This is a genomic window from Marinomonas fungiae (genome assembly GCF_001418205.1).
Classification (GTDB): domain Bacteria; phylum Pseudomonadota; class Gammaproteobacteria; order Pseudomonadales; family Marinomonadaceae; genus Marinomonas; species Marinomonas fungiae.
In genome coordinates this window covers 184,453-196,890 of the sequence record NZ_LIQF01000005.1, presented here as the reverse complement: position 1 = coordinate 196,890, position 12,438 = coordinate 184,453, and the positions used below count along the sequence as shown (strand labels likewise).

General features: G+C 45.8%; 10 protein-coding genes. 3 read left to right on the top strand and 7 right to left on the bottom strand.

Annotated elements, in window-relative coordinates:
• Window positions 1–75: 75 nt before the first annotated feature.
• Complete coding sequence (locus ASC49_RS09710) at window positions 76–576, bottom strand: GAF domain-containing protein (protein ID WP_055463049.1); 501 nt, start codon at window positions 574–576, stop codon at window positions 76–78.
• A 152-nt stretch (window positions 577–728) separates the two neighbouring features.
• Here ASC49_RS09710 and ASC49_RS09705 point away from each other — a divergent pair, with 152 nt between their 5' ends.
• A complete protein-coding gene (locus tag ASC49_RS09705) occupies window positions 729–1,007 on the top strand; it encodes a hypothetical protein (RefSeq protein WP_055463048.1) in 279 nt (92 codons plus the stop codon).
• A 71-nt stretch (window positions 1,008–1,078) separates the two neighbouring features.
• On the opposite strand, the gene ASC49_RS09700 is transcribed toward ASC49_RS09705, so the two are convergent.
• The 6 genes from ASC49_RS09700 to ASC49_RS09675 form a co-directional block, all read right to left on the bottom strand.
• A complete protein-coding gene (locus tag ASC49_RS09700) occupies window positions 1,079–3,262 on the bottom strand; it encodes a GGDEF domain-containing phosphodiesterase (protein WP_245624682.1) in 2,184 nt (727 codons plus the stop codon).
• A 221-nt stretch (window positions 3,263–3,483) separates the two neighbouring features.
• Window positions 3,484–4,599 carry a DUF1513 domain-containing protein gene (locus tag ASC49_RS09695; RefSeq protein WP_055463046.1) on the bottom strand — a complete coding sequence of 372 codons (1,116 nt, stop codon included), beginning with the start codon at window positions 4,597–4,599 and terminating at the stop codon, window positions 3,484–3,486.
• A 3-nt stretch (window positions 4,600–4,602) separates the two neighbouring features.
• Entirely contained in the window at window positions 4,603–5,658 is a 1,056-nt protein-coding gene (locus tag ASC49_RS09690) for an imelysin family protein (RefSeq protein ID WP_055463045.1), read from the bottom strand.
• The gene (locus ASC49_RS09685; protein ID WP_055463044.1) at window positions 5,658–7,004 is read right to left on the bottom strand and encodes a di-heme oxidoreductase family protein; all 1,347 of its coding nucleotides are present in this window, start codon (window positions 7,002–7,004) and stop codon (window positions 5,658–5,660) included. The genes ASC49_RS09690 and ASC49_RS09685 overlap by 1 nt, the downstream gene beginning before the upstream one ends.
• 67 nt (window positions 7,005–7,071) lie before the next feature.
• Window positions 7,072–8,367: an imelysin family protein gene (locus ASC49_RS09680; protein WP_055463043.1), complete on the bottom strand. Its 1,296-nt coding sequence runs from the start codon at window positions 8,365–8,367 to the stop codon at window positions 7,072–7,074.
• 163 nt (window positions 8,368–8,530) lie between these two features.
• Entirely contained in the window at window positions 8,531–9,106 is a 576-nt protein-coding gene (locus tag ASC49_RS09675; RefSeq protein ID WP_055463042.1) for a hypothetical protein, read from the bottom strand.
• 309 nt (window positions 9,107–9,415) lie between these two features.
• On the opposite strand from ASC49_RS09675, the gene ASC49_RS09670 reads away from it, so the two are divergent.
• Both ASC49_RS09670 and ASC49_RS09665 read left to right on the top strand, forming a co-directional pair.
• Complete coding sequence (locus ASC49_RS09670) at window positions 9,416–10,597, top strand: BaiN/RdsA family NAD(P)/FAD-dependent oxidoreductase (RefSeq protein WP_055463041.1); 1,182 nt, start codon at window positions 9,416–9,418, stop codon at window positions 10,595–10,597.
• A gap of 333 nt (window positions 10,598–10,930) precedes the next feature.
• Window positions 10,931–12,421, top strand: a complete 1,491-nt coding sequence (locus tag ASC49_RS09665) for a sigma-54 interaction domain-containing protein (protein ID WP_055463040.1) — start codon at window positions 10,931–10,933, stop codon at window positions 12,419–12,421.
• Window positions 12,422–12,438: the final 17 nt, after the last annotated feature.

The following is a 12,438-nucleotide window of genomic DNA, read 5'->3' as shown; positions in this document are numbered from 1 at the left end:
ACTCAGCTCTGCATTTTTTTAGCGAGGTATTTACGCCGGTATGGTTAAGCAAAAGTTCTTTGTGACGAAGTTCACTCAAATGGACCACTGCCATTCACAAGCGTCAGCAAAGGTGCGCACCAGTTGCTCAATGCCAGCCTGATCAGTGCTGTCAAAGCGATCTACCTTAGGGCTATCAATATCAAAGACGGCTTTTAGCTGTCCTTCCACAATAACTGGTATCACCAGCTCAGCATTCGACGCGGCATCACAGGCAATGTGATCAGGCACAGCATGCACATCATCAACCCGTTGTGTTGTTAAAGTACGCGCTGCAGCACCACAAACACCGCGGGTAAAAGGGATGCGAGTGCAGGCGACTTTTCCAACGTAAGGCCCAAGTACAAGCTCTTCACCCCGAGCAAAGTAAAAGCCTGCCCAGTTTAAATCTGGCAACGCTTGCATGATAAATGCTGAGAATTGTGCGGCGTTACAGATCAAATCCCGCTCATCTTGTAAGAGCGCTGATAATTGCTGATTCAGTTGCTTATAAAGTTCATGTTTCGGTAAATTCGCATCGTTTGTTAGGGTAAACATCGTTTCTCAATCCCGTGAATTAAGCTTAGAAATAGTTTGGAGTATTGTATTACAAAGCTCGCTGCTTAGTTTGCTGACTCTCATTTTGTTGCATTCTCTCAACCTAGCCAATGTGGTTTAATAGACAAAAGAAAATTAGTCTGAGGTTGGTTATGGCGAAGTTTGATTTCTCAAAAGCATTGAAATTGGTATCTGTGGCGTTGGTTGCGTCTTCAGCCTTGACGGTGAGCGCCGCTGAACGTGAGGCAGATGACTGCACCCCAAGGCTTGAGAAGTACTTACAAACGCTGCGTGACAATGTGTCATCAGACTACATTTCACCCCGACAAAAAGAAGCATCGCAAAAGCTGTTGGATAAAGCGGCGCGTTTGAAAGCGAACACAGAATACCATTACACAGACTGTGCGGTATTCGATAAATTGCTATTCTAATCAATACTCTTCGTATAGCAAAAAAGCTGGCTAAGGCCAGCTTTTTCGTTTTCAGGGCGTACTTGATCGACTTAATAGACCATTCGTAATTGTTTGGCTTTCTCATGATTGTTTTTTGTCCAATCTGAGATAGGGGACGGCTTACCGAAATAATAACCCTGCAAGGTGTCACAGCCCAAGCCAATCAACAGGTTGGCTTGTTCACGTGTTTCAATGCCTTCAGCAATGACGCTCATATTCAATGACCGAGCCAATTGTATGGTGGATTTGACGATGTCCAAGTGGCGATTATCATTTGGCAAAGGTGCGACAAAGCGGCGGTCGATTTTTAGTATGCTAGCCGGTATATCAATCAGCTGACCGAGTGAAGCTTGCCCAGTTCCAAAATCATCAATGGCAATCGAGTAACCATACTGAGAAAGCGCTCGCAGACGTTTATGAATCAGTGGGTGCGTCATGACAGGACTTGTTTCTGTGATTTCAAGTTCCAGCATTTCACTTAACCAAGGACGCTCTGATGTCATCGACATGAGTAAAGCAAAGAACACGTCGTTCATTAGCTCTTGTCCTGCCAAGTTAAAGGCAATCGGTGTTTTGATGCTTTCCGCGTGCCACTCTTCTAAAACGGCCACAAGCTGTTTTAAAAGATTTTCCGCCAGCTTTGGTAAAAGCCCTAATTCTTCCGCAAGCTTGATAAAGACAATTGGAGAGATGAAGGTGCCGTCTTCCAACTGCCAGCGCGACAAGGCTTCAAAAGAACGGATGTCACCAGAAGACACTACCTGAGGTTGCAACCAAAGTTGAATTTTCTTGTTTTTGACCGCCTCACCAAGAGCCAGCCCTAATTTATGCTCTTGGATGAGTTTTGTTTCCAGTTGCTTGTCAAAGAAAGCAATGCGTTCCGCGGAAGTGGAATACTCAAGTGCCATTTCACAGCGTTCGAGCAGTTCTTCTGCTGTTTCGCCTTCATTCTGGTAGTAGGCCACACCAATTTGATAATCGATGTTGAGTATGTCTTCACCAATACGAATTTGTTCTGGCAACACGGATTTAATGAGGGTTCGCAGATTGCGTTGAATCAGATAAGTCTGACCCACTGGCATAAAGCAGGCAAATTTCACGCCACGTAAGCGTCCTGAAATGGTCTTGTCGGATAAGCGAGACTGAAGGGTGCGTGAGAAATTAAGAATGACGCGGTTGGCTTGGTCTCGTCCGTATTGCTTGTTCAAGAGTTTAAACTGACTAATACGAATGATAAACATGGCGCCAGTGTAATAGTCGGACACATTGTGAATACGATGATTTACCTGATTACAGAACTTCTGCTGATTAGGCAGTTGGGTAAGAGCATCATAGTGCACAAGTTGTGAATTCGTCTGCTGTGTGTTCTCCAGCTTTTCGGTCAGGGCGCGTAGATGCGTGACATCTTGCAAGTGCAGGACATAGTGACCGTGAGTGGTTAAGCTAGATCGATGTACTTCCAGAGAGTTTCGGGTGTTGGATTTCAACACACATTCAGAAACATTACTTTGCCAAAAAAAGCGATTAGAGGAGTCTGAAATAGACGAAATCCAATCATTGATCTTTGACCCTTCAATCGTCTCTGGGTTAACACCAGGAAACAGGTCTAATGCTTTCTGATTAAGCTTGATAATCACGCCACGCTTGTCACATAACAAAGTCGGCGTACCCGTATGCTCAAAGATTTCCTCGTACAAATCCGAGTGGTGACTCACACTGTTTGTTAGCTCTTTTAAACGGTGAATGCTTCTTTGTAAGGTTTTAATCAAACGAGAAGCCGCTAAAGGAAGCGCAAAATTTAACAATGTGAACACCATTAGCTGAGCGTATAGATCGCTAAATAAAGCATTCGCGCCGGATTCAAACGGTAAGTGTTCCGAGACATGCAGATCCATTGCTAACGTTGCTGTGTTAGCAAAGGCAAACAATAAGGAGACTTTAAAGCTATAAAATAAGCGGGCCAGCAGTGGCAGTGAATAAAGCAAGATAACGCCAAATTCGATGCCATTGGGATGCTCTGAGTAACGTATGAAAAGAACGCCGGTTACAGCAAGGGCAACAATCAAAAGGAAAGAGGATTGCCGATTAAATCTTTTCGAGGTGCACAGTAAAGTGATTAAGACAAGTGAGCAAGCAGCGCCTACCACACTTAACATAAAAGCGTCATCCGTACCATCAATACGGAAAATACTGTGAAGAGTGAACGCTGAAGCAACCAGTAAACTGGTGCTCAATAAAATTCTGAGCGCACTAACGTGAAAGTTGTGCAGGTTCCCGGATTCGTGCTCAGCGTCATCGATTACAAAAAACTGTTTAAAAAAGTTTAATAACATCAAACTACTACAATCAGATTAATGGTCGCTATAACAGCACGAAATGTGCAAGCTAAACCATTTTACATTACCTAAAAAAACTGCTTCTGACCATCCTGAGTGTGATGCAATTTGTTAAATGTTTATGCGTTTAAGTTAATTCGCCTTAAATGATTGTCCCAATGCAAATCGGCGAGCTGGTTTATTTGGCTAATTTGACGTGTGCGGGGCGAAGAAATCAACTGTTTTCCTGTGCCGCTGGTCAATACAAATTCATGTTTCCTATTTGTTGCAATCACGCCGCACACATCGCGACAGTTATCAACGCCTAAAAAGGTCTTCGAGGGTACATCCCAGTAGGCAACAAATCCACCTCTTGGAGTACTAATCGCCAGTGTTTCTCCACTGGCATCAAAACAAACGCTGCCGCAGTACTGTTGGAAGCGAGCTCGAATTTGTTCTGGCATATCAAGGTAGTCTAGAGTATCTGAATTTGCGCTCACTAATGCAACTAAAGGAACGTTTTCCCATAACTCGCCTTGGTATTGAAAACCTAATGCCACCACCCCTTGGCGATTCACATCGAGGTGGCGAATACTCAATTTGTGAAGTAATGGCTCTGGTTCGGCTTGGTTGATGACCCTACCGTCTTTTAATGACAGAAATGTTACATTCGGTCTCATGGTTTCTAAGTTCATGATTTCACGGTCATTATCAGGGTGAGTTCGTAACCCCCCATTGGCAATGACTATTACGTCTTGATCCATTAACACTGACTCGTGCGGCCCAATACCGCCACTGCTGTATTCATTAAGTACCTCACCTTGAGGCCAAGAGCGAATCACAATTTTACCTGCGCCAGTAGGATAATGATTCTCTTGGGTGATTAGGCGCTCACCGTCTTGGCTAAAAACCGCGTGGCCGTAGAAATGATGCTCGGCCAAAGGCTCAATTCGCTTAATCGCCTCCCCAGTTAATGGGTTGAAGAAATCTATGTAAAAGCCCGGTCGACGTGCAACGGCACCAACTACGGAGTGAGTAGGGTGAACGACGGGAGCGTGAGCGCGGTCTGGCAAAGGCATTGACCAGAGTAGACGGCCATTACTCCCAAAGGCACCCACATAATGATCCGTTTTACCTTTTGAAAAAGCCGAAAAGAATAATTCGCCTTGAGCTTCAATCGGCAAAGCCGAAGCCCAAGTTGGGATCGACATAGCGGCTAGCGACGAGGCCAAGAATGCGCGACGGCTTAGTAACATGGATCAGTCTCCGTCACGGCTGTTAAAGCCGATTTGAAAGCCCAGTTTGGTAACGAGATTACTCAATTTCGTTTGACTATTTGAAATGGAAAGGACGAGAGGCTTAGCCATCTCAATCCGTTCAGCTTGAGAGTAGTCCGCAGTGAAGTAATCATTAGGCAGTTGCAATGCAGCTTTCACGTTCTCCGCGAGAGCTGACTCTAATGCTTGAGCTAACTCCGGTTGTTTAGCCATTGCCGTATCAAATAGCGACGGTTGTCCTACATGATACAGATTACGGTACGCTTTTAAATTGGTCAGGATCGCTGGCAAGGTTTGCTCACTGCGATAGAACTCCGCCAGTTTCAAGGTTGGCTGATCCTTGTAACCAATCGGTGTTTCCAGTTTGGCATCTTTCACCACTGACATGTGCTCGATCCACTGTTGCATCAGCTGCTCAACCACTAAGTGTTCTGGTGTGGCGGTGGTGCCTTCTTCAGGGAAAATCCAATCCGTTGCTTGGCTCTGTTGCCATTGAGTTAATACATCATGGGTGGTCGTGGCGTGATGGCGACTGATGGCTTCTAGCACTTCACAGTCACTGTTTTTTGCCACAACATCAAAATCAGAATGGTAAAGCAAAGATTCAATGGCCGTCATGCCGCGTACCGCGATACTCGCAGAAGTCCAGAATTTAGGCGTAGCCATCGTACTTGGATCGGCACTTAGAGTGCGTAGCTGGCGCTGTGTCACGCCTTTTTTATCGGGCCAATATTCGTAGGCATAGTAACGCATAAAGTAAGTGACTGGGCCAAAGTTAAGCCACTGTACCTGCTGCCAATCTTGAATGTTTTGACTGAAAGCTTGCTTTGCAGTTTCTAAGGTAGTGTCACTTGGCGCCAAACAAAGAGCCGCTGTCGCTTTTGCTAACTCATCTGCACTGGCACTGAAATTCTCATATTTCGGCACGATATACTGAGATTGAATTTGCTCAAGGGTGTTATCCCATTGGTCGGCAAATGCAGAGCTTCCCGCCAGCAAAGCAACTGAAGCTGCGAGGGCTTGTTTAGTAATTAGCATTAAAGAGACTCCAAAAATCTTACGAATAGGGTGCGTTGTTTGGCATTAAGTGATTTATACGCATTCTTACTGGCTTGGGCTTCGCCCCCATGCCATAAAATTGCTTCTTCAATGGTGCGTGCCCGACCATCGTGTAAAAAGCCATTGCGGCCAGAAACGGCTTCTGACAAGCCAATACCCCAAAGAGGGGCCGTTCGCCATTCAGTAGGGGATGCGCTAAATACTGGAAAACCGTTGGCAAGCCCCGGGCCCATGTCGTGCAGAAGCATATCAGTAAACGGGTAGAAATCTCTACGATGGAGTGCCGTATATTGCGATGGGCCAGTGCTTAGTTTTGGTCGATGGCAGCTGCCACATTCTAACGCATCAAAAATTTGTTTGGCCTCAGGAAACCAAGGTTCATTTAAGTTTCGCATAGCGGGAGGCATGCTTAGCGCGACGTAACTATCCAGCAACGCCATTTGCTCATGGCTGACTTCGAGATCGTCTAAATGAGCACTGTTGCCGTTTGGAGCACGCAGACAATCAGCTTGGGCTTCGGTACAGTCGCCACTAGGATAAGGGAAGAGTTCTGTAGATAAACCTAAGTCACCATTAAACGCCGATTGATTTTGTTCATTCAAGGTCGCAACGCTGGCCTTGTGTCCAAAGCGGCCTAAACGCTGACTTTGATCGCTTATAATCCAGTTTGCTTTACCGCTGATGCCATCCTGATTGCGATCAGTCGGATCAGCGTATTCCAGAATGACAGATTCGGGAACCAAATCCAGTAACCCCATGCCCACCAGCGGCGGAGAGACGCGCATTGAAAAGCCCGTGTTGGGGGAAAAGTCACCATAATTTAATCGAATCCATTGCAGCTCAGGTTGACGCAATGTGACTTGATGACCATCGGGAAATGTCTCGACAATCTCATGCCATATAACTTTGTAATCGCCTTCTGAATTCGTATTGGTAGAGCTCAATGGCTGAAACTGTCGGCCATAAATCTCATCCCCAAGCAATGTCTTATGATCTTGAGGCGATTGTTGAGCGAAGCGAATAAAAAAAGAGGGGACTTCACTACCGAGTTGATCTGATTTTGGGGCATGACCACGGCCGCTGTTGACATGACAGCTGTGACAAGAGCGCGCATTGAACAGGGGCCCAAGTCCATCGCTCGCTGTGGTAGAGGACGGCGCAGGCACCCAGAAACGCTCAAAAATACTTTCGCCTAAATAGAACGCCTGCTTGTCTTCTGCAGAGAGCGACGGAAAAGGTTGGTTGTAGGCATGGCTATCAGCATATGAGCTGAGACTAACGCTGCTAAGCATCATCATGCCAAAAGAGAACAAAAAACGGGTCATATTAGTAAACCTAAAACGACAAAAGGGGTGAACTTGTCACCCCTAAATAACCTACGGTATCCAGCGATTAGAAAACAGCGCTTGGATTATCTAGGCTGTCAGAGCCTTCAAGGGTAATGCCCTCTAAATTCAAGGCGCGAATCACTTCTTCTGTGGTGCGCGTTTGGTCTACCAACGAATCGACAAACGTTTGTACTAATGCATTGCCTGCTGTGTTATTCATGGCGATTAGCACATCAAATGTTTGACCTTTCTTTGCAGCGTCTACCATTGCTTGACCTGCGGCTTCTGTACTCTGAAGGTCCGCTTTCATCTCGACATCCAGAGCAGGATTTTTGGCCGCCACTAATGCAGACAGAGACGGTCCTTTTACCCAGCTGCCATCAACGCGCTGGTACTCACCAAGGTAAACGTTCTTAATACCTTTGGCATCGTAGTAATGTGACCAGTGGGTGTTGTCAGAGAAACAATCGTGCTCTTCTTCAGGATCATGCAGCATTAAGCCAAGCTTAGTGCGTTCACCGCCCAGCTCACCGTAAGCCAAGCTACCCATGCCTGTTAGAATGGTACTGAGGCCTTCTTCTGGTGATTGCTCAAGCAATGCGCTACGGGCATCACCGCCATTTTTCCAAGCATCCGCCATAAACTTAAGATCTGACACCAACAGCTCAGTCACGGCTGTTAGGTATTCACGACGACGCTCGCAGTTGCCATTAGAGCAGTTATTCACATCGTAGTCCGTGGCAGTGCGTTTACCTGCGCCTGGGTTGGTGCCATTTAGATCTTGTCCCCACAGTAGGAACTCGATGGCGTGATAACCGCTGGCTACGTTTGCTTCGATACCATCGGCTTCTTGTAGAAAGTCAGCAATCAGCTCAGGTGTGATCTTGCTTGCGTCTACTGTTTTGCCGCCGATCTCAATATTGGCATTCGCGATGACATTTGCTGTGTACAGAGGATTCATGTCAGACTCAGAACCGTATTGCTCTTCAGCAACATAATCGATCAGGCCTTCGTCTAGAGGCCAAGCGTTTACCTTGCCTTCCCAGTCATCTACAAAAGCGTTACCAAAGCGGTAAACTTCGGTTTGCTGGTATGGAACACGTGCCGCAATCCAAGCATCTTTGGCGACTTGTAGATTGGCTTCTGTCGGCTTCGCTAGAAATGCTTCAATGCTACTTTGCAGAGTTAAAGCCGTGGTGTACGAGTCACCATAAGCGGCTTCAGCAATGTTGGCGTACTGATCAACAACCGAGCTAGGTGTCAGTACCACAGAGTCACTAGATTTAACAGACTGTGAACCGCATGCAGTCAGCAGACCAGCTGCTACAAGCGCTGCGATTGGGGTCAATACTTTTTTCATTTGTTACTGCTCCATATGCAAATTGTGTTCACAGTCTATTAAAAATGAAAATGATTATCAATGGTGCTTTTTGCCTCAATGCGCCATAAGCTTGATTCAGAACAAAAACTAACGTCACGCTGAAAAATAGTTTTAAGCAAGGGAATATAAGCCTTTGAGAGAGTTACTCACAGGTTACACCGAATTGACTCAGTGAATCTGTGGACAAAGCATATTGACAGCTCGAATCGCGGAAATGACCATTCGACTCCCATGAAATCGATACGCTCTCAGGCGAGCTCTGTTTATAACTTGGAATAAAACGATAGGAAGCTAAGACTTCCACCTCACTATTTGGCCCAAGTTCAATCGAATGGCCGATTAAACGCTGTCGAGTTGCTGGATCGTAAAGCGTGTAGTCAGTCGTGTACTCGCGATTACCGTTTGCATGCTCGAAGTACAGCCAAATTTTTCGATAACTTGCCGCTTGGTTAGACGGATTCTTGAGAGTGAATTTAGTGAAAATCTGTTGTGGTACAGAAAGTGACTGACTGACCTTTACAAAGCCCTGATGAGCGGTCTGACTTTGCCAAGGCGTGTGACCACCAAACGAAATGCTTGTCAGCTCAATTTTGGCGTCTGCGATCGTTTTATTGGCATACGAAAACAGATCTTTAGCAGGTGCGTACATAGCGACCACAATGGCTAAAAAAGCGAAGAATTGAGTTTTTCCACGTAAGAAGTAGATGAAAGCGTTCATAAAATCACCTTTACTGTATAGATATACAGTACTGTATATAAAAACAGTTTTACTGTGCAAGTCTTTTGTTGACGATTTCTTGAACAAATATTGAAATTGATGCAGAGCGAAGCTTTGAAAGAAAATCTAAAAAAACGCTTGATTTGAAAAATATCACTGATTTATAAGGAAAAAAACGGAATTCCCACAGTCTTTTTCACGGATTCTGTGGAAATAAACGGGAATGCCTTCTGCTGTATAGGTTTGCACAAGATGGGCATATTTTTCATCACTTAGGTATAATGCGCCCCTTATTATACAGGGGTAAAAATGGAAACTTTCGACGTCGTTATCATCGGAGCGGGTGCTTCGGGCTTATTTTGTGCCGCGCAAGCGGGTTACCGTGGGCGCAAAGTATTGGTGCTTGATCACGCCAACAAAGCCGGTAAAAAAATCCTTATGTCCGGTGGCGGTCGCTGTAACTTCACTAACCTTGATGCTGCCCCAAAGCATTTCCTATCGGCCAATCCGCATTTCTGCATCTCTGCATTGAAACGCTACACCCCGAATGATTTCGTTGAGCTAGTCGATCGACATGGGCTCGAATACGTCGAAAAGGCACCTGGGCAGTACTTTTGTCAGCATTCTGCGAAAGATTTGCTCAATATCTTGCTAACGGAATGTGAGTGGTCTGGCTCAGAAATTCGTCTCGACACCAGCGTTAAAACGATAAACAAACGGGATCAAGGATTCTCTCTAATCACAAACAAAGGAGAGATTGAATGTGAATCCCTCGTCGTGGCGACCGGAGGTCTTTCCATTCCGACACTGGGTGCATCGGGTTTTGGCTATCAAATCGCAGAGCAGTTTGGCTTGAAAGTGCTACCAAGACGCGCCAGCTTAGTGCCAATTACAATACAGCCAGCCATGAAAGAAAAGTTATCCACATTGTCTGGCGTGAGTGTGGACATTGAAGCCAGTGCCAATGGCGTAAGCTTCAAAGAACCCATGCTGTTTACCCACCGTGGCATCAGCGGCCCGGCGATTTTGCAAATCAGCAACTTCTGGCAACCGGGCGATGAACTGCAACTCAACCTGCTACCAGATTTAAACCCTGAAGAGCACTTCAAAACCCTGCGTAACGACAAACCAAAGCGTGCTTTAGAAACGGAATTAAACCAGCTGCTACCAAAACGATTCGTTGAAGTCGTCAAACAAGACCTACCTTGGATCACCAAACCCATGGCGGAACTGTCCAACGACAACCTCGCGGAATTGATTCAATACCACACCCATTTTGACGTGCAACCAAATGGCACCGAAGGCTACCGCACCGCCGAAGTCACCCTAGGCGGCATCGATACCAACGAAGTCAGCTCCAAAACCTTTGAATGCAATAGTGTTAAGGGACTGTACTTTATTGGCGAAGTACTTGACGTGACGGGTTGGCTCGGCGGCTACAACTTCCAATTTGCCTGGTCGTCAGGCTTTGCCGCGGGGCAGTTTGTGTAGTGGATTCAAACAATTAAACCTTATACTTTGTAATTAACCTTAAACTTTTGGCGAAAAAACTAGGAATTGCACCGTAAACTTTTCCAAGGCCAAAAATTGATTAAAAGCCTCTATCCCTTACAGGATGGGGGCTTTCGTGTTTTTAGAGCTAATTTCTTAGAAACATGAAATTAAACCGTATACTTTTCCTCAATGCACAGGCTTGGTGCATTGAGTACTGATTCCCTAAACTTTGCCCGTTTACACGTTCCTTACGCTATAGGCCTATGGTAGATTCTTCTTATATATGGTTTATAACCGCTACGTCATTGTAGCGGTAGCTGAGCAGGGTGTATGGAAGCAGTTTTAGTAACATGGATAGGCAAGCGTGATCTTGAGACCATTGGGACTCCTAATCAGGGGCCTATCCTAACGACATTACAAGCATTCACTTTTGATAAAGTGGTTATAATTGGGGCTTACACCGAGTCTGAATTACGTGAGTTCAAAGCGTGGTTAATTGAGTGCTTAGGCGCTTACTCGATCTCTATTGAAGCCCATCAAGAAACGCTTCTTTCTCCTATCGACTTTGCCAGCATTTACCAAGTGGCAGATCGCCACCTTCAGCAACTTCATTCGGATCGTTCAAGCCTTTCGGTTTTGCTGTCGCCTGGTACACCAGCCATGCAGGCGGTTTGGATCTTACTGGGTAAAACCAAATACCCCGTGACCTTTTATCAATCCAGCCGAGAGCAAGGGGTTGAGCAGGTCGAGATTCCGTTCAATATTGCCGCTGAGTACATTCCTAGTGCGGTGTCGGTGAATGACCAGCATTTAGCGAATCTGATCAATGACCAGGCACCCGTTCATGCGGCATTCGATGACATCATCACCCAAGACCCGAATATGTTACGCCTTAAGAAACAGGCGCAGATTTTGGCAGAGCGTGAAGTACCGGTGCTGATTCAAGGTGAAACAGGAACTGGTAAAGAGCTGTTTGCCAGAGCCATACATAACGCTAGTCAGCGTGCTAATAAGCCCTTTATTGCGTTGAACTGTGGAGCAATACCGCCAGAGTTAATCGATACGACGCTTTTTGGCCATAAAAAAGGAGCATTTACGGGGGCTACCTCAGATAGCGCGGGTGTCTTTCAGCAAGCCCATGGCGGAACATTATTCTTGGATGAATTTGGTGAATTAACGCCAGCGGCTCAAGTACGCTTACTTCGCGCAATACAAGAAGGCTTAGTTACGCCAGTTGGCTCTCAAAAAGAAGAATCGGTTGATGTCAGAATCATTACCGCGACGCATCGAAATCTGATCGAAGACATCGCCAGTGGAGACTTCCGTGAAGACTTGTTCTATCGAGTTGCAGTTGGTGTGCTAACGCTGCCGCCTCTACGAAGCCGTGAAGGTGATCTACTGCATCTCTCTGAAACACTGCTTGCAGGTCTAGCAAAACAAGATAAAGCGCTCGAAGATACAAAACTTTCTGTTGATGCAAAAAATCTTATCCTGTTGCACCGCTGGCCTGGCAACATTCGCGAATTACGCTCTACGATATTACGAGCATCACTATGGAGTAGTGATGAACTCATCAGTGGTGAGGAAATGCAGCAAGCATTTTTCCATCGACCACAAAAACAAGATGGCTTGCTAGATAGGGAAATCTCTCAAGGTATTGATATTCAAAATATTATTTCGGAACTGGTAGGTCACTATGTGCCTAAAGCACTGTTAGCAGCCCAAGGCAATAAGTCCCGTGCAGCGGAGCTTTTAGGGCTTAAAAACTACCAAACACTGAACAATTGGATTGATAAGCACAATGTAAAAATCGATGCCTAGCAAACTTGGCATGACGT

Bases quoted from the DNA above. Each gene is read 5' to 3' on its own strand.
- ASC49_RS09710 (WP_055463049.1), bottom strand. From the start codon at position 576: ATGTTTACCCTAACAAACGATGCGAATTTACCGAAACATGAACTTTAT.
- ASC49_RS09705 (WP_055463048.1), top strand. From the start codon at position 729: ATGGCGAAGTTTGATTTCTCAAAAGCATTGAAATTGGTATCTGTGGCG.
- ASC49_RS09695 (WP_055463046.1), bottom strand. From the start codon at position 4,599: ATGTTACTAAGCCGTCGCGCATTCTTGGCCTCGTCGCTAGCCGCTATG.
- ASC49_RS09690 (WP_055463045.1), bottom strand. From the start codon at position 5,658: ATGCTAATTACTAAACAAGCCCTCGCAGCTTCAGTTGCTTTGCTGGCG.
- ASC49_RS09685 (WP_055463044.1), bottom strand. From the start codon at position 7,004: ATGACCCGTTTTTTGTTCTCTTTTGGCATGATGATGCTTAGCAGCGTT.
- ASC49_RS09680 (WP_055463043.1), bottom strand. From the start codon at position 8,367: ATGAAAAAAGTATTGACCCCAATCGCAGCGCTTGTAGCAGCTGGTCTG.
- ASC49_RS09675 (WP_055463042.1), bottom strand. From the start codon at position 9,106: ATGAACGCTTTCATCTACTTCTTACGTGGAAAAACTCAATTCTTCGCT.
- ASC49_RS09670 (WP_055463041.1), top strand. From the start codon at position 9,416: ATGGAAACTTTCGACGTCGTTATCATCGGAGCGGGTGCTTCGGGCTTA.
- ASC49_RS09665 (WP_055463040.1), top strand. From the start codon at position 10,931: ATGGAAGCAGTTTTAGTAACATGGATAGGCAAGCGTGATCTTGAGACC.